Raw genomic sequence first — 18,101 nt, 5'->3', positions numbered from 1 at the left:
CCGCGGAAGCCCGCTGTGGGCGGCGGATTTTCGGGGCGAACGGTGGATCAGGGGCCAAAACGGACCGTATCCGGCCGTTCGCGGGCCGTGCGGGGCTCTTCTTGTCGGGCGGCCCTGGCATCATCACCGGTGTGGACACTCTCCCCGGCGACGACACCATTACCGAGCCCGGCCGGCGCAACCGCCGGTTTCGGATCAGCTCGGTCGAGGTGCTGTGCGCGATCTTGCTGGTCGCGATCCTCGGTCAGGGCTGGCTGCAGCAGTTGTTCGACGTTCCCGCGTTGCGGACCGGTTCGACGGTGTTCGTCGCCGTGTGTGTGCAGGCGTTGCCGTTTCTGGTGCTGGGTGTGCTGATCAGCGGCGCGATCGCGGCGTTCGTGCCGGCGCGGGTGCTGGAGAAGGTGCTGCCGAAGCGGGCTGGTGCCGCGGTCGGTGTCGCGGGGCTTGCCGGGGTCGCGTTGCCGGGTTGTGAGTGTGCTTCGGTGCCGGTGGCGCGGCGGTTGATGGGGCAGGGGGTGGCGCCGGCGGCGGCGTTGACGTTTTTGCTGGCGGCGCCGGCGGTGAACCCGGTGGTGCTGGTGGCGACGGCGGTCGCGTTTCCCGGTAAGCCGGAGATGGTGCTGGCGCGGTTCGCTGGTTCCTTGGCCACGGCGATGGTGATGGGCTGGTTGTGGGCCCGCTGGGGGAAGCTCGAATGGATCACTGAGCGAGCGTTGCGGCGCCTGCCTGAGGTGGCGGGTGGTCAGCGGTGGCGGGTGTTCGCCGAGACCGCGCGGACGGATCTGGTCGAGGCCGGTGGGTTCCTGGTGCTGGGGGCATTGATTTCGTCGGCGTTGAATGTGCTGGTGCCGGCGAAGTGGTTCGGGGTGCTGGGCGATCAGATCGTGCTGGGTGTGCTGGTGATGGCGGTGCTGGCGGTGGTGCTGGCGTTGTGCAGTGAGGCGGATGCGTTTGTGGCGGCGTCGTTGACGGCGTTGCCGTTGTTGCCGAAGTTGGTGTTTTTGGTGGTGGGGCCGGCGGTGGATGTGAAGTTGTTCGCGTTGCAGGCGGGGACGTTCGGTCGGTCGTTCGCGGTGCGGTTCGCGCCGGTGACGTTGGTGGTGGCGGTGGGGTGTGCGGTGGTGGCCGGGTTGTTGGTGGGGGTCGCGTGAGGCGGGAGACGCAGAACGTTCTGCTGATTTTGCTTGGTGGTGCGTTGGTCAAGATCGCGGTCAACGGTGACTTTTTGCGCTATGTGAAGCCGGCGCAACAGCCGTGGATCGTCGCGGGTGGCGCGGTGATGGTGGTGCTGGGCGTGGTCGCGATCGTGCACGACGTGCTGGCCGCGCGCTCGAAGGTCACCGTGGACGCGGTCCCGGAGGAGCATGATCACGCTCACGACGACGGGCACGCGCATTCGGCCCGGCCGGCGTGGCTGCTGCTGGTTCCCGTGCTGGCGGTGTTCCTGGTCGCGCCACCCGCGCTGGGCGCCGATTCGGTGATCCGCACGGAGGCGCGGGTGCCGTCCAGCGCGGCCGCGGCGAGCGCGGCGGCGTTCCCGCCGCTGCCGATGGGCAACGTGATTCCGTTGCCGGTGAACGAGTTCGTGAGCCGCGCGGGCTGGGACACGGCGGGCACGCTCAACGGCCGCACGGTCTCGCTGACGGGTTTCGTCGTGCACACCGACGGCGGCACGCTGCTGGCCCGCCTGGTGATCAGCTGCTGCGCGGCCGACGCCTTCCCGGTGACGGTCCGGCTCCGGGGCGGCGAAGCGGACCACTTGGCGAGCGACGCGTGGATCCAGGTGACGGGCCAGGTGGTCCCGGGCACGGCGACGAAGGACAACAGCTACACGCCGGACTTCACCCCGGCCTCGGTGACACCGGTCCCGACCCCGAAGGATCCCTACGAGTACTGACATTCGTCCAAGACGAGCGGCCGGCTGCACCCCTACCGTCCGGCGCATGGGTCTTCACGAAAGTACGGGGATGTACGTCGTCCACGACGGGCCGCGGGCCGCGCCGCCTGTGGTGCTCGTCCACGGGTCGGGTGCTTCGGGCGCGTTGTGGGGTCCGGTGGCCGGCGTCCTCGCCGCCCGCTACCACGTCATCCGGGTCGACCTCCCGGGGTGCGGCCAATCCCCGCCCGCGCCGTCGTACGCGGTGCCTGGGCAGGCCGCCCGGGTGGCAGCGCTGCTCGACGACCTCGGGCTGCGGCAGGTCGCGGTCGCCGGGCACTCCAGCGGCGGCTACGTCGCGACGTCGCTGCTGGAGCAGCGCCCCGATCTGGTGCGGTCGCTGGCGCTGGTGAGCACCGGCCCGAGCCTCGGCGCGCTCCTGCCGCAGCCGTGGCTCATCCGGGCCCTGTCGGCCCCGCCGCTCGGCCCGCTCCTCTGGCCGTTGCGCTCGGATGCGTTGATCCGCAAGGGAATCCGGGCGACGACCGCGCGCCCGGTGGCCATCCCGGACGACGCGGTCGCCGAGCTGAAGCACATCGGCTACCGCACGTTCCGGAAGATCCTGCGCGCCAACTCCGCGTACGTCGCCGAGCGGAGCGTGCCCGATCGCCTCGCCGGGCTCGGCCGGCCCGTGCTGGTCGTCTTCGGCGCGGCGGATCCCCGCTGGAACCCGCAGTCGGCCCACGAGTACGACCCGGTGCCGGGCGTGCGCGTCGAGCTGCTTCCCGGCGTCGGGCACGTCCCCCTCTTCGAGGCCCCCGAGCCGACGAGCGAACTCCTGCTGCGCTTCGCGGCGGCCACTGAAGACGCTGCACCGGCCTAAGCTGCGGAGGTGACCGGCTGGCAGTGGGCGGACGTGGACGTCGCCGTGCCGCGCCCGGAAGTCCGCCTGCCGGGGGTCGCGATGGCCGGGTTCCGCCAGCAGATCGGCGGGAACGTGCGGATCGAGATGATCGCGCACCCGTCGGTGACGCTGTTCCTCGACCTGAGTGAGGGCGGCGGCATCGTCCGCGAGACCAGCGGGACGTCCCGGCGCGGCAGCTTCGTCGCCGGGCTCCTCCCGGGCGTCCTCCGGACCGGCGGGCGAGCGGGCGAGTGCCTCCAGATCCGGCTGTCCCCGGCGGTCGCGACGGCGGTACTGGGCGTCTCGGCCGACCTCACCGGCGCGGTGGCCACCCTGGAGGAGGTTTGGGGGCGTGACGCCGAGCGAACCGAGGAGCGCCTGCGCGCGGCCCCGACCTGGGACGAACGCTTCACCATCGCGACGGATCTGCTCGCCCGCCGCCTGGCGGAGACTCCGCCCCGGATCGAGCCGGAGGTCGCCCGGGTGTGGCACCGGACGCTGGCCGCGGGTGGCCGGGTGCGGGTCGACGGCCTGGCCGAGGAGGTCGGCTGGAGCCGCCAGCGCCTGTGGTCCCGCTTCCGCGCCCAGCTCGGTCTCACGCCCAAGCGAGCGGCCGGGCTGATCCGCTTCGACCACGCGGCCCACCTCCTGGCGGCGGGCCACCCGGCCGTGATCGTGGCTGCTCTGAGCGGCTACGCGGACCAGTCCCACCTCCACCGGGAGGCGCGGACGATCACCGGCCTGACACCGGCGACGCTGGCTACGGCTCCCTGGCTGGCCATCGACGAGGTGGCCTGGCCTGCGCCACCGCAAGCCTGACTGGGCCGACCCTCCGCGGCGCACGGCCCATCGCCGGGTTTCGCGGTGGTCGAAATGCGCGACACGCCTTCGGACGACCCGGAAGCAACCACGACGCACCTCGTCTCCACGGCGAAGGCAGCCCTGGACCGGCAGGGGATCCCGCCGCGCTGAGCCGCCCTAGTGCTCCGCGCAGGTGCCGGTGATCTCCACCGTGTGCGAGATCTCCGAGAAGCCGTGCTCGGCCGCGATCTTCTCCGCCCAGCGCTCGACCGCCGGGCCCTCGACCTCCACCGTGCGGCCGCACAGCCGGCACACCAGGTGATGGTGGTGGTGCGCCGAGCAGCGGCGGTAGATCGCCTCGCCGGAATCCGTGCGCAGCACGTCGATCTCGCCGGCCTCCGACAGGGACTGGAGGGTGCGGTACACCGTCGTCAGGCCGATGCCGTCGCCGCGTTTGCGCAGCTCGTCGTGCAGTTCCTGGGCGGAGCGGAAGTCATCGATGGTGCTCAGCAGCTCGACGACCGCGGCTCGCTGCCGGGTCGATCGGCGCCCGGGTACCGGGGCCTGGCTGCGCGACGCGGCGTGGGTCATCACTTTCCTTCCTGCACGTGGGCGACGGCGTCGACGACGATATGCGCCAGGTGGTCGTCGGCCAGCCGGTAGACGACCTCGCGGCCGCGGCGCTCGCCCTGGACCACCCCGGCCGTCTTCAGCACCCGCAGGTGCTGGCTGATCAGCGGCTGCGCGACGTCGAGGGTGTCCACGAGCTCGTGCACGCACCGGTCGGCCGCCCGCAGCTGCAGCACGATCGCGATCCGGATCGGCGCCGCCAGTGCGCGCAGCAGGTCGCCCGCGTCGGCCAGTACCGACGGCGCCGGGTGGGCGGGCGCCGCCGCCGACGTCGGGGCGCACTCCGCGAGTCCCGGCTGGGTGCCACTCCCGGTGACCGTCGCCATACCCGCCTCCACGCTGCTCGTCGACGTCCGGACCATGAATTCCGTAGTCATTGCCGATAACGGCTCCACCCATCCTAGTGTTTCCGCGTGCCGGGGCCCTGCCCTGCGGGGTACGGTCGGTGGTATTGCTCCATTTGGGTGTGTTAGTGAGAGAATGGCTCTTCGGCTTCGCATGTCGTGGCCGACGGTGCAAGGTTGTCGCGGACCGTTGCGTCGCTTCTCGTACACCGGCGGCCCGTCCGAGCAGAGCAGTGGGGAGAAATGACCCGTTTCGTGACGAAAGCAGCCGTGGGTGCGGCCGTGTTGTTCCCGCTGGTCGGCGTCGGTGCCGCCGGGGCGCAGAGCCAGGCGGTCGACGAGAAGACGGGGCCGGTCTCCTTCGCGAACATCGCCTCGGTCCGGATCGGGGACGAGGGCCAGCGAGGGGGCGCCTTGATCACCGAGACCCAGCGCTCGCCGCTGCTGCCCGGCCAGTCGAAGCTCGGCACGGACCGCGTCGCGGTCCCGAAGGACGACGGCGAGCGCGCCACCTTCGGCGGGCACTACCGGATCGACCTCGGCCGCTACAGCCCGTCGCAGAACCCCTACCCGCCGGGCATCGCCAGCCGGGACCACAACGTCGTCGCCGCGCTGCAGGCCACGACCGTGCCCACCGCCGTCGCGGAGACCAGCTACGCGCTGCGCGACACCTGGCAGGGCGGGACGAAGCCGGCCGACGACACCGCGCTCGTGCTGGAAGGCGCCAAGACCGCGGTGGACTGCACCGGCCCGGCCAAGCTGACCGGCACCACGTCGGTGGCCCGGCTGTGGGTGCGCCAGGGCGGGGCGCTCGGCATCGTCCCGATGCCCGGTGGCACCGCCGGCCTCCAGCTGCGGAACCTGAAGCTGGGCCCGCCCGGCGACATCACCGACGCCAGCAAGGACAGGACGGTCTCCGACCTCAAGCTGACCCGGGTCGCCACCTTCGACCAGCTGATCCGTCAGGACGGCTGGCGCGGGGGCGACTTCACCGCCGTCGCCGGCTGGCGGCTCGAGATCACCACGCACGTCAAGGACGCGCGGGGCGACGCGCTGCAGGACGTCCGGACGAACATCGTCCTCGGCGGGGTCAGCTGCTCGGTCCCGAAGGGGTTCGTCGCGAAGGCCGGCGGGCCCGCGGGCGGCACGAACGCCTCCCAGGCCGCCGTGCCGACCCAGGTCCCGGCGGGCTACCTCGGCGCGGCCGCGCCCGCCACCGACGGTGACGGCTCGCGCGTCCCGCTCGGCATCGGCCTGCTCTTCGGCGGGGTGTTCTTCGCGGCGGTCGCCCTGCTGCTCGGCAGGCGGCGCGGCTCCGGGACGGGCTAGGTGCTGCGAACGGGGCTGGCCGCCGTCTCGGCGGCGCTCGCGGTGGTCGCCTTCGCGGCCGGGATCGTCGTCCTGACCTGGCTGCCGCCCGCCCCGGCGCCGATCGCGGCGCCGCCGCCCGGCGCATTGCCGGGGGAGAACGCGGCCCCGGCCGTGCTGCCCGCGGACAGCGAATCCGCCGCGCAGCAGCGGCCCGGCACGGTCCGGCTGCCCGACGGCGGCACCGCCCGGCTGGTCCGCACCGAGCTCACCGGCGCGGGCGTGCTGCCGATCCCGCGCGGCCTCGGCGACGCCGCCTGGTGGGGCGCCAAGCTGGGGGCGGATCGCGGAGCGGCCCTGCTGTCCGGGCACGTCAACTGGGAGGGACGGCCTGGGCCGTTCGACGAGCTGTGGCGGATGCGCGGCGGCGACGAGATCAGCGTCGTCGATGCGCGCGGCGGCCGGTGGGTCTACCGGGTCGACGACGTCGTCACGCTGTCGAAGGAGGCCCTCCCGGCGCAGGCCGCCCGCTGGTTCGGGCAGGACGGCCCGCACCGGCTGGTGCTGGTGACCTGCGGTGGCGACTACGTCGGCGGCACCGAGGGCTACGACGAGAACCGCCTGGTCACGGCCGAGCTGGTGACGCGCCCCGCCCGCTGACCGGGTTCGGTGCAACCTCGCGCGCCCGCCGCGGCATGTCCGTCTGTGCACTGGTCACGGAACCAAAAGGAGCACAGGCGCATGCAGGAGCAGAACCCGGCGGAGCGGAAGAAGGGCTCCGGCCGCTGGTGGATCGTCGGCGTCGCCGGCGCGTTCGTGGTCGCGGCGCTCGTCGCCACACTGCTCATCTTCACGGGAAAGGATGAACCCGCGGTCGCGAACGGCACCGGCTCGAACAGCGCCGGCGCGCCCGTCACGGCCGCGGACCAGCCCGCGAAGCAGGACACCGGCCGGGCGCCCGCGCAGCTGTCGCTGCCCGGCGGTGGCACGGCGAAGCTGATCCAGGAGGACCTGGACGCGAACGGCGCGCTGAAGATCCCGGAAGGCCTCGACGAAGCCGCCTGGTGGGGCGCGAACCTCGGGGCCGACCACGGCGTCGCGCTGCTGTCGGGGCACGTGAACTGGAAGGGCAAGAAGGGCCCGTTCAACGAGCTGTGGCAGGTCAAGCAGGGCCAGGAGGTCCGGCTGACCGACGCCGCGGGCGGGGCCTGGGTGTACCGGATCGACGCGACGGAGACCGTGCACAAGTCCGAGCTGGCCGGCCGGTCGGAGCAGCTGTTCTCGCCGGACGGGCCGCACAAGCTGCTCCTGGTCACCTGCGGCGGCGAGTACGTCGGCGGCAGCCAGGGCTACGAGGACAACCGGGTGGTGACGGCGTCACTGGTGTCCCACCCCTGACGGGGGCTCACCTGCGCGGAAACCCGGTGGGCCCGGCGGATACCCTTGACGTTCTAGTCCGATAACCGTCCCCGCATGCTTCCGGAGCGTGGAGTGCCCACGAACACGATCGATACCGTAGTCAACCTGTGCAAGCGCCGTGGTTTCGTCTTCTCCAGCGGAGAGATCTACGGCGGTACCCGCTCGGCGTGGGACTACGGGCCGCTCGGGGTCGAGCTCAAGGACAACATCAAGCGCCAGTGGTGGAAGACCGTGGTGCAGGGCCGGGACGACGTCGTCGGTCTCGACTCGTCGGTGATCCTGCCCCGTGAGGTCTGGGTCGCTTCGGGGCACGTCAACGTGTTCACCGACCCGCTGATCGAGTGCCTGTCGTGCCACAAGCGGTTCCGCGCCGACCAGCTCGCCGAGGAGTTCTCGGCGCGCACCGGCAAGGAGACCGGCGAGGACGACCTGTCCGAGGTGCCGTGCCCCAACTGCGGCACGCGCGGCAAGTACACCGCGCCGCGGGACTTCAACATGATGCTGAAGACCCACCTCGGCCCGGTGGAGTCCGAAGAGGGTCTGCACTACCTCCGCCCGGAGACGGCGCAGGGCATCTTCGTGAACTTCCTCAACGTGCAGACGACGTCGCGGAAGAAGCCGCCGTTCGGCATCGGCCAGATCGGCAAGTCGTTCCGCAACGAGATCACGCCGGGCAACTTCATCTTCCGGACGCGCGAGTTCGAGCAGATGGAGATGGAGTTCTTCGTCGAGCCGGGCGAGGACGAGACCTGGCACCAGTACTGGATCGACCGGCGCACGGAGTGGTACACCGATCTCGGCATCAAGGCCGAGAACCTGCGCCACTACGAGCACCCGAAGGAAAAGCTCTCCCACTACTCGAAGCGCACCGTCGACATCGAGTACCGGTTCGCGTTCAACGCGGGCCAGGAGTGGGGCGAGCTGGAAGGCATCGCCAACCGCACCGACTTCGACCTCACCACGCACTCGAACCACTCGGGCGTGGACCTGTCGTTCTTCGACCAGGCGTCCGGCCAGCGCTACCGGCCGTTCGTGATCGAGCCCGCGGCGGGTGTCGGCCGGTCGATGATGGCCTTCCTGGTCGACGCCTACCACGAAGAGGAGGCGCCGACCGCGAAGGGCGGCGTCGAGAAGCGCGTCGTGCTCAAGCTCGACCCGCGGCTTTCGCCGTTCAAGGTCGCGGTGCTGCCGCTGTCGCGCAACGCCGACCTGACCCCAAAGGCGAAGGAAGTCGCCGCGACGCTGCGTAAGCACTGGAACGTCGACTTCGACGACGCCCAGGCGATCGGCCGCCGCTACCGCCGTCAGGACGAGATCGGCACGCCGTACTGCGTCACCGTGGACTTCGACTCGCTCGAAGACCAGGCCGTGACGGTGCGCGAGCGCGACACGATGTCGCAGGAGCGCGTCGCGATCGACAAGCTGGAGTCGTACCTGGCCGGGCGCCTGATCGGCTGCTGACCGCACCCCGGGCCCGGGCACCCCTGACACTTGTCACGACGAGGTCGTGACGCACGGTCTGGGGACCCGGGCCCGCCGGGCGGCAGCCTGGGGGCATGCGAGAAACCAACATCCAGGCGGTGGCGGCGGGGGCCGCGGTCCACCTCACCGGCCTGCGGAAGCACTACGGCGACGTCCACGCGGTCGACGGTGTCGACCTGACGATCGCCCCGGGCGAGGTGGTCGCCCTGCTCGGCCCGAACGGCGCGGGCAAGTCCACCACCGTCGACATGATCCTCGGCCTGAGCAGCCCGGACGCCGGTGCCGTGCGTGTGTTCGGGCGCAAGCCGATCGACGCCGTGCGCGCCGGGCTGATCGGCGCGATGCTGCAGGGCGGCGCCCTGATGGACGACCTGACCGTCGCCGAGACCGTCGGCCTGGTGGCGGCCCTGCACCGGAAGCCGATGCCCGTGGCCGACGCCCTGCGCGCCGCCGGCGTCGAGGAGCTGGCCGGCCGCCGCGCGAACAAGCTCTCCGGCGGGCAGAAGCAGCGCGTGCGCTTCGCCGTCGCCCTCGTCAGCCGCCCCGACCTGCTGATCCTCGACGAGCCGACCGCCGCGATGGACGTCGGCACGCGCCGCGAGTTCTGGCAGTCGATGTACTCGTTCACCGAGTCCGGCCGCACGGTCCTGTTCGCCACGCACTATCTGGAAGAGGCCGAGGAGTTCGCCGACCGGGTGGTGCTGATGCGGCGCGGCCGGATCGTCGCCGACGGCTCGGTCGCCGAGGTCCGCGCGCTGGCTGGGGGCCGCACCCTGCGCGCCGCCGTCCCGGGCGCCACCGACGCCGCGATCGCCGCGCTGCCCGGCGTCAAGGAGTTCGAGCTGCGCGGCGACCGCGTCGCGATCTCCACCGCCGACTCCGACGCGACGCTGTGGGCGCTCAAGGCGACGGTCCCGGCCGTGCACGACGTCGAAATCAGCGCCGTCGGCCTCGAAGGCGCCTTCCTTTCCCTGACCGCCGACGAGACCGCGGAGCCCGTGCGATGAACGCCACCTACCTGCTCACCGAGATCCGCCGGAACTTCCGGGCGCCGCGGTTCCTGATCTTCGTCGTCGCGTTCCCGGTCCTGATGTTCCTGTTGCAGGCCAACGTCTTCACCAAGGCGGACGACCCGGACCACGCGAAGATCGCCGCCGTGATCATGGTCAACATGATGACGTTCGGGGTCTTCGCCGCGGCGACGAACAGCGGGGCCCGGCTCGCCCTCGAACGCGCCGCGGGCTGGCAGCGGCAGCTGCGCCTGACCCCGCTGACCGGGTCGGGTTACCTGGCGGGCAAGGGCCTCTCGGGCATGCTGGTCGGGCTGCCCGCGCTGATCCTGGTGCCGCTGCTCGGCGTGCTGGCCGAGGGCGTGCACGTCGACGCGGCGGGCTGGGTCCGCGTCTTCGCCGGGATCTGGCTCGGCACGATCCCGCTGGTGCTGCTCGGGCTGCTGCTGGGCCAGTTCGGCACGCCGGACTCGATGCAGCCGATCAACATGATCGTCACGCTGGGCATGGGCTTCCTGGGCGGGCTGTGGATCCCGATCGAGTCGATGCCGGGCTGGATGCACGACGTCGCCCAGGTCATGCCGACGTACTGGGTGCTGCAGCTGGCGCGGCCCGCGGTGACCACCGACATGGTGGTGTCCCTGCCCCAGGCCGTGGGTGTGCTCGGGGCGTGGACGGTCGTGCTCGGGGCGCTGGTGATCAGGCGATACCGTAAGGACAGCGCCCGCGTTTGAGGGCCTGAGGGGACGAGGAACGGCGATGGCGGAGTCCGCGAGCCACAAATTCGGGCTGGGCAACCGGGAGACGTGGTGGGTGGACCCGCCCGGTGGCCGGGACGGCGGGCCGGACAAGGTGCGGTGGCCGATCCTGTCGGTCCTGTTCACCTTGCCCTACCTCATCCCGGTGACGAGGTCACTGCTGGCCGAAGACCGGGTGACGCCCGGCGTGGTGGCGCTGTGGGTGCTCGTCTACGGCTACGCGGTCGCGTACGCGTTCTTCCCGCTGGCGTTCGACCGCGGCCGCCCGGTCCGCGTCGGCTACGGGGTGGGGATGCTCCTCATGGGCCTCGGCCTGGTCGCGGCGATGAGTGCGAACCCGTTCGTCCTGCTCTACGGCACCGCGGCGATGGTCTTCCTGGTGTCGCCGGCGTGGGTGGTGATCCTCGACGGCGCGGCACTGGCGCTGGCGGCCGGGATCATGCTGCTGGCCGGCCGGTTCGGTGAGAACTACGGCGACCTGATCACGGTCGCGTCGGTCACGCTGGCGATGTTCTTCATGTCCAGCCTGATCCGCGCCGTCCGCGGTCTGGAGCAGGCCAACAAGGAGATCGCCACGCTGGCCGTGGCGAACGAGCGGGAGCGCCTGGCCCGCGATCTGCACGATCTGCTCGGGCACAGCCTCACCACGATCACCGTCAAGGCGGGGCTGGCCCGGCGGGTGCTGGAAAGTGCGGGTGACATCCCGCGCGCGGTCGAGGAGATCCGCGAGGTCGAAAGCCTCACCCGCAGCGCGCTCTCCGACGTCCGCGCGACCGTGTCGGCCAACCGCGAGGTGTCGCTGTCCGCGGAGCTCGTCGGGGCCCGCGCGGCGCTGCGGGCCGCCGAGATCGACGCGGACCTGCCGCACGCCGTCGACAACGTCCGGCCGGAGTTCCAGCCCACGTTCGGCTACGTCCTGCGCGAAGCCGTGACGAACGTGCTGCGGCACTCGGAGGCCAAGAAGGTCAAGGTGAAGCTCGGCGACACCTGGCTGGAGATCGAGGACGACGGCACCGCGACGGAGGTCGTCCCCGGCAACGGCCTGCGGGGACTCAACGAGCGGCTGGCCATGGTCGGGGGCACCCTGCGGGCGTCGGCCCGCCCCGGGGGAGGATTGCTGGTGCGGGCGGAGGTCCCGCAGCCGGAACCCCGCGCGGCCGCCAAGGCCGTGCGCGCCGAACCCGCGGGAGGACTCGCTTGATCCGGGTGTTGCTGGCCGACGACCAGGCCATGGTGCGCGGGGCCTTGGCCACCGTGCTGGGCCTCGAGAACGACATCGAGGTGGTCGGGCAGGTCGGGTCCGGCGACGAGGTGGTGGCCGCCGCGCGCGAGGCGAAGCCGGACGTCGCCCTGCTGGACGTCCAGATGCCGGGCAAGGACGGCCTGGAGGCCGCGGCCGACCTGCGGGCCGCGCTCCCGTCGTGCCGGGTCATCATCTGCACGACCTTCGGCCGCCCTGGCTACCTGGCCCGGGCGATGGCGGCCGGCGCGGCCGGGTTCGTCGTCAAGGACGCCCCGCCCGAGCAGCTCGTCGAGGCCGTCCGCCGGGTCCACAGTGGACTCCGGGTGGTCGATCCGGCGCTGGCCGCGGAGTCGCTCGCCACCGGCGCCAGCCCGCTCACCGGGCGGGAGCGGGACGTGCTGCGGGAAGCCAAGGACGGCAGCACGGTGGCCGACGTGGCCCGTGCGCTGCACCTGTCGGAAGGCACCGTCCGCAACCACCTGTCCGCCGCCATCGGCAAGACCGGGGCCCGCACCCGGGCCGAAGCGGTCCGGGTCTCGGAGGAGCGTGGCTGGCTCTGAGCGGCCCGTGGCCTTCTGACAAGATGGGCCGGGTGGGTACCGCTGAACGCACGAAGCCGTCGCGCGCGAGCTGGGCGCGCCGGATCGTCCTCGGCACGGTCCTCATGTTGCTGGCGCTCGTCGGCGGCACGGCGTTCCGCGTCTGGCAGGTCGCGCGCGAGAACGACCGGACGCCCGCCGACGTCATCGTGGTGCTGGGCGCGGCGCAGTACAACGGCAAGCCGTCGGACATCTACGCCGCGCGGCTGGCCAAGGCGAAGCAGCTCTACGACGCGGGCGTCGCGAAGACGATCGTCACCGCGGGCGGCAAGAAGGCCGAGGACAACTTCACCGAAGCCAGGGCCGGCCAGCTGTGGCTGACCAGGCACGGCGTGCCGGCGTCGGCGACGCTGGCCGTCGGGGAGGGCAGTGACACGCTGCGCAGCCTGCGGGCGGTCGCGGACGAGGTCAAGGCCCGCGACTGGCGCACGGCGGTGCTGGTCAGCGACCCGTGGCACTCCTTCCGCGCCCGGACCATGGCCGGCGACCTGGGGCTGGACGCCTGGACCGCGCCGACGCACAGCGGGCCGATCGTGCAGGAGCGCGTGACGCAGGTCCGCTACATCGTCCGCGAGACCGGCGCGCTGCTGTACTACCGGCTGACGAAGACCCCGGCCGACGACCTGTTCGCCACCTTCCTCGGCTGAGGATTTGCCGGTCCGTCCGCTTAAGCTGGCCGGGTGGACGACCGCTACACCGAGCACGACACCGCCCGCCTCCTGCCGGAACCGGCGAAGGGCGCGGCGCTGCCCGGCGCGCGCGCCGACGGGCGCAGCGCGTTCTCCCGCGACCGGGCCCGGGTGCTGCACTCCGCCGCGCTGCGGCGGCTGGCGGGCAAGACCCAGGTGGTCGGGCCCGGGGAGGGCGCCGAGGTCACCGGCGTCCCGCGCACGAGGCTGACGCACTCGCTGGAGGTCGCCCAGATCGGCCGCGGCATCGCCGAGGAGCTGGGCGCCGACCCGGATCTGGTGGACACCGCGGGGCTGGCGCACGACATCGGGCACCCGCCGTTCGGGCACAACGGCGAGCGCGCGCTCGACGAGGTGGCCGCCACGTGCGGTGGGTTCGAGGGCAACGCGCAGACGGTGCGCATCCTCACCCGGCTGGAGCCCAAGCTGGTCGGCGCCGACGGCGCCACGGCCGGGCTCAACCTGACCAGGGCCTGCCTCGACGCGACCACGAAGTACCCGTGGCAGCGCAAGCCCGGCCAGACGAAGTACGGCGTCTACGGCGACGACGCCGAGGTGTTCGCGTGGTTCCGCGAAGGTGCTCCGGCGGAGCAGACGTGCCTCGAGGCCCAGATCATGGACTGGGCCGACGACGTCGCGTACTCGGTGCACGACGTCGAAGACGGCGTGCTCGCCGGCCGGATCAGGCTGCGCGTGCTCGCACACCCGGACGAGCGCGCGGCCGTCGCCGAGGCCGCCGCCAAGCACTTCTCCGGCCAGTCGGTGTCCACTTTGGAGGATGCGGCGGCGGAACTGCTGGCGCTGCCGGTGGTGGCGGCGCTGGCTTCGGGGGAGCCGGACGGTTCACCGGGCGCGCAGGTCGCGCTGAAACGGCTGACCAGCGAGCTCGTCGGCCGGTTCACGACCGCGGCGGTCACCGGCACCCGGGAGAAGTTCGGTGAGGGACCGTTGAGCCGCTACCGGGCCCGGCTGTGCGTACCGGAGCAGGTCGCGGCGGAGGTGGCGCTGCTGAAGGCACTGGCGCTGCGCTACGTGATGAGCGACCGCCGGCGGCTGGCGATGCAGGAGGGCCAGCGCGAGCTGCTGGTCGAGCTGGTGCACGCGCTCGCGCGGCGGGCCCCGGAATCACTCGACCCGCTGTTCGTCCCGGCCTGGAAGGCGGCGACGGGCGACGCCGGCCTGCTGCGGGTGGTCGTCGACCAGGTCGCTTCGCTCACGGACGCGCAGGCCCACGTCTGGTATTCCTGGCACGTCACCCGCCTGCACCGCTGAATCAGCACGCGCGAAGGGCCTCACGCGTGACCAGAGGGGCATCGCGTCCGATGCTCGCCCAATCACGGGAAATGCCCGCCCAATCACGTGTGAGGCCCGCCGGATCACGCGAGCCGACCCGTTGGGTACGCGAGTCGTCCGTTCAGGTGCGTGTGTCGTGCGTCTGGGTGCGTTGGCTTGCCGGCTCGGGGCTGTTCGGTGGCGGTGGGGGATTTGTCCACCGGTGGGCGGAGTCGCGTGGAGTCTCCCGGCGGGGCGAACCGTTCCGGTAGTCTCGCCCGCATGGCCACGGACAGCCACCTCCGGTTCGCCCTCGCCGTCCACTCGGCCATCGGTGCCGGGGGCGGGAACACCTGTTTTTCGCCGTACTCGGTGGCCAGTGCGCTGACCCTGGCCGCGCACGCCGCCCGCGGCGGCACGCGCGATGAGCTGGTCGCGCTGCTCGGTGACCCGGCCGCGCAGACCACCATGCTGCGGGAGGCCGCGCAGCTGACCGAAGAGGGCGCGCGCGGTGAACAGCCCGAGCTGGCCGTCGCGAACACGCTGTGGGCGGACGACCGGCTCCCGCTGGAGGATTCGTTCAAGACCGAGCTGGCCGGGTGGCCCGGCGCCGCCGTCGCGAGCGCGCCGTTCGAGAAGGAGCCCGAAGCCGCTCGCGCCCTGGTCAACGACGACGTCGGCCGCACCACGCGCGGGCTGATCCCGCAGCTGCTGCCGCCGGGCTCGATCGACCGGGACATCGCGGCCGTGCTGGTCAACGCGCTCTACCTGAAGTCCGCGTGGAAGCTGCCGTTCCGCGAAGCCAACACCAAGGACGCGCCGTTCCACGCGCCGTCCGGCACCCACGACGTGCCGACCATGTGGCTCGGCGAGAGCGTCGGCTACGCGCACGCCGGGGGCTGGCAGGCCGTGCAGCTGGCCGCGGGGGGCGGTCTGCAGGCCGTCGTGCTGTTGCCCGACGGCGACCTCGCCGAGGCCGAGGCCGCGCTCGACCAGGCTTCGCTGACGAGCCTGCTCGGCGAAATCCGGTTCAAGCGCGTGGAACTTACACTCCCCAAGATCGCGCTCGACGTGCCGAGTTCGCTGACCGCCGTGCTGCGCGGCCTCGGCGTACGCACGATCTTCACCGACCGGGCCGACCTGGGCGGGCTCTCCCCGGACCCGCGGCTGGCCGTGTCCGAAGTGCTGCACCAAGCCGTGCTGCGCGTCGACGAACAAGGCTTCGAGGGGGCCGCGGCCACCGCGCTGACCATGCGCCTCACCTCGATGATGATCGACGAACCGGTCGCCGTCACGGTGGACCGGCCGTTCCTGCTGCTGGTCCGGCACGCCGGCACCGGGGCGCTCTACTTCCTCGCCAGGGTGGTCGAACCGTGAGCTTGAAGTCCGAAGCCGTTCCCGAACTCGTGCCGCCCGCACCCGAACCACCCGAAGGCCCGAAACGCTGGGCGTGGCAGGACTCCGCGATCGCCGGCGGGTTCCTGCTGTTCACGATCCTGCTCTACAACGGCCTGTGGTTCGACCTCAAGCGCGGCTACCTCTGGAACGGCGCGTCCGACCAGAGCCAGTGGGAGTGGTACTCGACGGTCGTCGCGAAGTCCGTCCTGCACTTCCAGAACCCGTTCACCACGGACCTGCAGAACTACCCGCTCGGCGTGAACATGGCGGCGAACGCGGCGATGTTCGGCTTGAACATCCCGCTGGCCCCAATCACGCTGACCTTCGGCGCGACGCTGACCTGGGCGATCGTGCTCACCGCCGGGCTCGCCGGCACCGCGATCGGCTGGTACTGGGTGTTTTCCCGGCACCTGGTGCCGAACCGCACCGCGGCCGCGATCGGCGGCGCGTTCTGCGGCTTCGCGCCGCCGATGATCTCGCACGGCAACGCGCACCCGAACTTCGTCGTGCTGTTCGTGCTGCCGTTCATCGCGCTCAAGACGATCCAGATCGCGCACGGCGAGCGCCCGGTGCGCAACGGCGTCGTGCTCGGCCTCCTCGTCGCGTGGCAGATCCTGCTGGGCGAAGAGCCGCTGGCGATCTTCGCCCTCACCTTCCTCGTGTTCGCGATCGCGTACCTGATCCCGCACCGCGCGGAGATCCGCGGCATGCTGGCGCCACTGGCCAAGGGGATCGGCATCGGCGCGGTGGTCGCGCTGCTGATCGCCGGCTTCCCGTTGTACTGGCAGTTCTTCGGCCCGCAGAGCTTCCATTCGCTGCTGCACGGCTCGGCGGGCAACGACACGGCGGCGCTCACGCGCTTCGCGACGCAGTCGATCGCCGGCTCGCCGGAGGCGGCCGCGGACGTCTCGATGAACCGCACCGAGGAGAACGCCTTCTTCGGCTGGCCGCTGGTCGTGCTCATGGTGGTGCTCACGATCTGGCTCTGGCGCGACGTGGTGTCGCGGGCGCTCGCGATCACGATGTACGTCATGGCGTTCCTTTCGCTGGGCGTCGAGATCACCGTGGCGCACGAGGACACCGGGATCCCGGGGTTGTGGAAATGGCTGGGCCAGTTGCCGTTGCTGGACTCGCTGCTCGAATCGCGGCTGGCGATGGGCTGCATCCCCGTCGTCGGCGGGCTGCTGGCGATCGCGACGCACCGCGCCTGGACGGCCGCGGCCGAACAGCCGGAGCCGCTCGACGGCCGGCCCCGCTTCCCGCTGCGGATGATCTGGATCGGCGCGGTGGTGGCGGTGCTGCTCCCGATCGCCCCGACGGAACTGGTGACGCACCCGCGCCCGCTCTCGCCGATGTTCTTCGCCGACGGGATCTGGCGCCAGTACGTGGCACCCGGCGGCTCACTGGTGCCGGTCCCGCTGCCGAGTACCGGCGAAGCCGAGCCGCTGCACTGGCAGGTCGACGCCGGCCTCGGCTACCCGATGCCGGAGGGCTACTTCGTCGGCCCGACCTCACCGGACGACCGCAGTGGCCGCTACGGCGCGGTTCCGCTCCCGACGTCGGACCTGTTCGCCCGGGTGGAGCGCACCGGCCAGGCGGCCGAGGTCACCGAGGCGGACCGGACGCAGGCGCTGACGGACCTGCGGAAGTGGAACGCGGACGTGCTCGTGGTGGGGCCGCGGCAGCACCAGGAAGCCCTCAAGTCCACTGTGGAGCTGTTGCTCCGGAAGCCGGCGGAATTCGTCGGCGGGGTGTGGGTCTGGGACGTCCGCCCGCTGACGCCGTGACCGGTAAAGTCGGCGCCCGTGACTATTGTGGACGAACAGGGCCGGCCCGAGCCGCCCCTCGACGGTGACGAACTCGCCACCCTCCTCGGTTTCCTCGACTACCACCGCGCGACGCTGGCCTGGAAGTGCGCCGGCCTGGACGCGGCCGGCCTGCGCGCGACGGTCGCGCCGTCGCCGATGACCCTCGGCGGTCTGCTCAAGCACCTCGCCTACGTGGAGGACCACTGGTTCTCCCGGGCGCTGTTCGACCGCGAGCGCGCGGCGCCGTTCGACGCGGTGGACTGGGCGGCCACACCCGACTGGGACTGGGAATCCGCCGCGGACGACACCCCGGAGCAGCTCCTCGGGCTCTGGGAGGAGATGGTCGCCCGGTCCCGCTCGGCGGTGGCAGAGGCGCTGGAGAACGGTGACCTGTCGCGGCCGGCCCGGCGCCCGTGGCCGGACGGCAGCGCGCCGAGCCTGCGCTGGATCCTCGTCCACATGGTCGAGGAGTACTCCCGCCACAACGGCCACGCCGACCTCATCCGCGAGTCGGTGGACGGCAGCACCGGGGAATGACCCCACGCCGGGTGGTCAGGCGA

Annotated in this window: 19 protein-coding genes; 17 read left to right on the top strand and 2 right to left on the bottom strand. The window is 71.9% G+C overall.

Annotated elements, in window-relative coordinates; translation table 11 throughout:
* Positions 1-131: 131 nt before the first annotated feature.
* Genes AB0M82_RS03965 through AB0M82_RS03950 form a run of 4 tightly spaced genes read left to right on the top strand, consistent with a single transcriptional unit; the run spans position 132 to position 3,599 of the window.
* On the top strand, positions 132-1,151 hold the full coding sequence (locus AB0M82_RS03965; protein WP_364717490.1) for a permease: 1,020 nt from the start codon (positions 132-134) through the stop codon (positions 1,149-1,151).
* A complete protein-coding gene (locus tag AB0M82_RS03960; RefSeq protein ID WP_364717488.1) occupies positions 1,148-1,897 on the top strand; it encodes a TIGR03943 family protein in 750 nt (249 codons plus the stop codon). The genes AB0M82_RS03965 and AB0M82_RS03960 overlap by 4 nt, the downstream gene beginning before the upstream one ends.
* A gap of 46 nt (positions 1,898-1,943) precedes the next feature.
* Complete coding sequence (locus AB0M82_RS03955; protein WP_364717487.1) at positions 1,944-2,759, top strand: alpha/beta hydrolase; 816 nt, start codon at positions 1,944-1,946, stop codon at positions 2,757-2,759.
* 9 nt (positions 2,760-2,768) lie between these two features.
* Positions 2,769-3,599: a helix-turn-helix domain-containing protein gene (locus AB0M82_RS03950; RefSeq protein ID WP_364717486.1), complete on the top strand. Its 831-nt coding sequence runs from the start codon at positions 2,769-2,771 to the stop codon at positions 3,597-3,599.
* Positions 3,600-3,758: 159 nt separating this feature from the next.
* Here AB0M82_RS03950 and AB0M82_RS03945 read toward each other — a convergent pair whose 3' ends face one another.
* Both AB0M82_RS03945 and AB0M82_RS03940 read right to left on the bottom strand, forming a co-directional pair.
* Positions 3,759-4,172 carry a Fur family transcriptional regulator gene (locus AB0M82_RS03945; RefSeq protein WP_364717485.1) on the bottom strand — a complete coding sequence of 138 codons (414 nt, stop codon included), beginning with the start codon at positions 4,170-4,172 and terminating at the stop codon, positions 3,759-3,761.
* Positions 4,172-4,537, bottom strand: a complete 366-nt coding sequence (locus AB0M82_RS03940; RefSeq protein ID WP_364717537.1) for a metalloregulator ArsR/SmtB family transcription factor — start codon at positions 4,535-4,537, stop codon at positions 4,172-4,174. The genes AB0M82_RS03945 and AB0M82_RS03940 overlap by 1 nt, the downstream gene beginning before the upstream one ends.
* Positions 4,538-4,798: 261 nt before the next feature.
* On the opposite strand from AB0M82_RS03940, the gene AB0M82_RS03935 reads away from it, so the two are divergent.
* From AB0M82_RS03935 to AB0M82_RS03875, 13 genes are all read left to right on the top strand, one after another.
* On the top strand, positions 4,799-5,884 hold the full coding sequence (locus AB0M82_RS03935) for a hypothetical protein (RefSeq protein WP_364717483.1): 1,086 nt from the start codon (positions 4,799-4,801) through the stop codon (positions 5,882-5,884).
* The gene (locus tag AB0M82_RS03930; protein ID WP_364717481.1) at positions 5,885-6,523 is read left to right on the top strand and encodes a class F sortase; all 639 of its coding nucleotides are present in this window, start codon (positions 5,885-5,887) and stop codon (positions 6,521-6,523) included.
* Positions 6,524-6,604: 81 nt separating this feature from the next.
* Positions 6,605-7,261: a class F sortase gene (locus tag AB0M82_RS03925; protein WP_364717479.1), complete on the top strand. Its 657-nt coding sequence runs from the start codon at positions 6,605-6,607 to the stop codon at positions 7,259-7,261.
* A 93-nt stretch (positions 7,262-7,354) separates the two neighbouring features.
* On the top strand, positions 7,355-8,743 hold the full coding sequence (locus AB0M82_RS03920) for a glycine--tRNA ligase (protein ID WP_364717478.1): 1,389 nt from the start codon (positions 7,355-7,357) through the stop codon (positions 8,741-8,743).
* Between the two features lie 95 nt (positions 8,744-8,838).
* Positions 8,839-9,771 (top strand): ABC transporter ATP-binding protein, encoded by a 933-nt coding sequence (locus AB0M82_RS03915; protein ID WP_364717477.1) that lies wholly within the window; start codon positions 8,839-8,841, stop codon positions 9,769-9,771.
* On the top strand, positions 9,768-10,508 hold the full coding sequence (locus AB0M82_RS03910) for an ABC transporter permease (RefSeq protein ID WP_364717476.1): 741 nt from the start codon (positions 9,768-9,770) through the stop codon (positions 10,506-10,508). The genes AB0M82_RS03915 and AB0M82_RS03910 overlap by 4 nt, the downstream gene beginning before the upstream one ends.
* Before the next feature lie 25 nt (positions 10,509-10,533).
* Positions 10,534-11,733, top strand: a complete 1,200-nt coding sequence (locus AB0M82_RS03905; RefSeq protein WP_364717474.1) for a sensor histidine kinase — start codon at positions 10,534-10,536, stop codon at positions 11,731-11,733.
* Positions 11,730-12,335, top strand: coding sequence for a response regulator transcription factor (locus AB0M82_RS03900; RefSeq protein ID WP_364717473.1), 606 nt, complete (start codon positions 11,730-11,732; stop codon positions 12,333-12,335). Before AB0M82_RS03905 ends, AB0M82_RS03900 begins: the two co-directional genes overlap by 4 nt.
* A 32-nt stretch (positions 12,336-12,367) precedes the next feature.
* Positions 12,368-13,021 carry a YdcF family protein gene (locus tag AB0M82_RS03895; RefSeq protein ID WP_364717472.1) on the top strand — a complete coding sequence of 218 codons (654 nt, stop codon included), beginning with the start codon at positions 12,368-12,370 and terminating at the stop codon, positions 13,019-13,021.
* Between the two features lie 33 nt (positions 13,022-13,054).
* A complete protein-coding gene (locus AB0M82_RS03890; protein ID WP_364717470.1) occupies positions 13,055-14,335 on the top strand; it encodes a deoxyguanosinetriphosphate triphosphohydrolase in 1,281 nt (426 codons plus the stop codon).
* Positions 14,336-14,617: 282 nt separating this feature from the next.
* Positions 14,618-15,712 carry a serpin family protein gene (locus AB0M82_RS03885; RefSeq protein WP_364717469.1) on the top strand — a complete coding sequence of 365 codons (1,095 nt, stop codon included), beginning with the start codon at positions 14,618-14,620 and terminating at the stop codon, positions 15,710-15,712.
* 2 nt (positions 15,713-15,714) lie between these two features.
* Complete coding sequence (locus tag AB0M82_RS03880) at positions 15,715-17,520, top strand: glycosyl transferase (protein WP_364717536.1); 1,806 nt, start codon at positions 15,715-15,717, stop codon at positions 17,518-17,520.
* An 18-nt stretch (positions 17,521-17,538) separates the two neighbouring features.
* Entirely contained in the window at positions 17,539-18,078 is a 540-nt protein-coding gene (locus AB0M82_RS03875; RefSeq protein ID WP_364717468.1) for a DinB family protein, read from the top strand.
* The last annotated feature ends 23 nt before the right edge of the window (positions 18,079-18,101 follow it).

Origin of the sequence: Amycolatopsis sp. NPDC051128, from assembly GCF_040682715.1 — a bacterium.
GTDB lineage: Bacteria > Actinomycetota > Actinomycetes > Mycobacteriales > Pseudonocardiaceae > Amycolatopsis.
The sequence above is the reverse complement of the archived record's forward strand: the minus strand, read 5'-3'. Positions and strand labels throughout refer to the sequence as shown.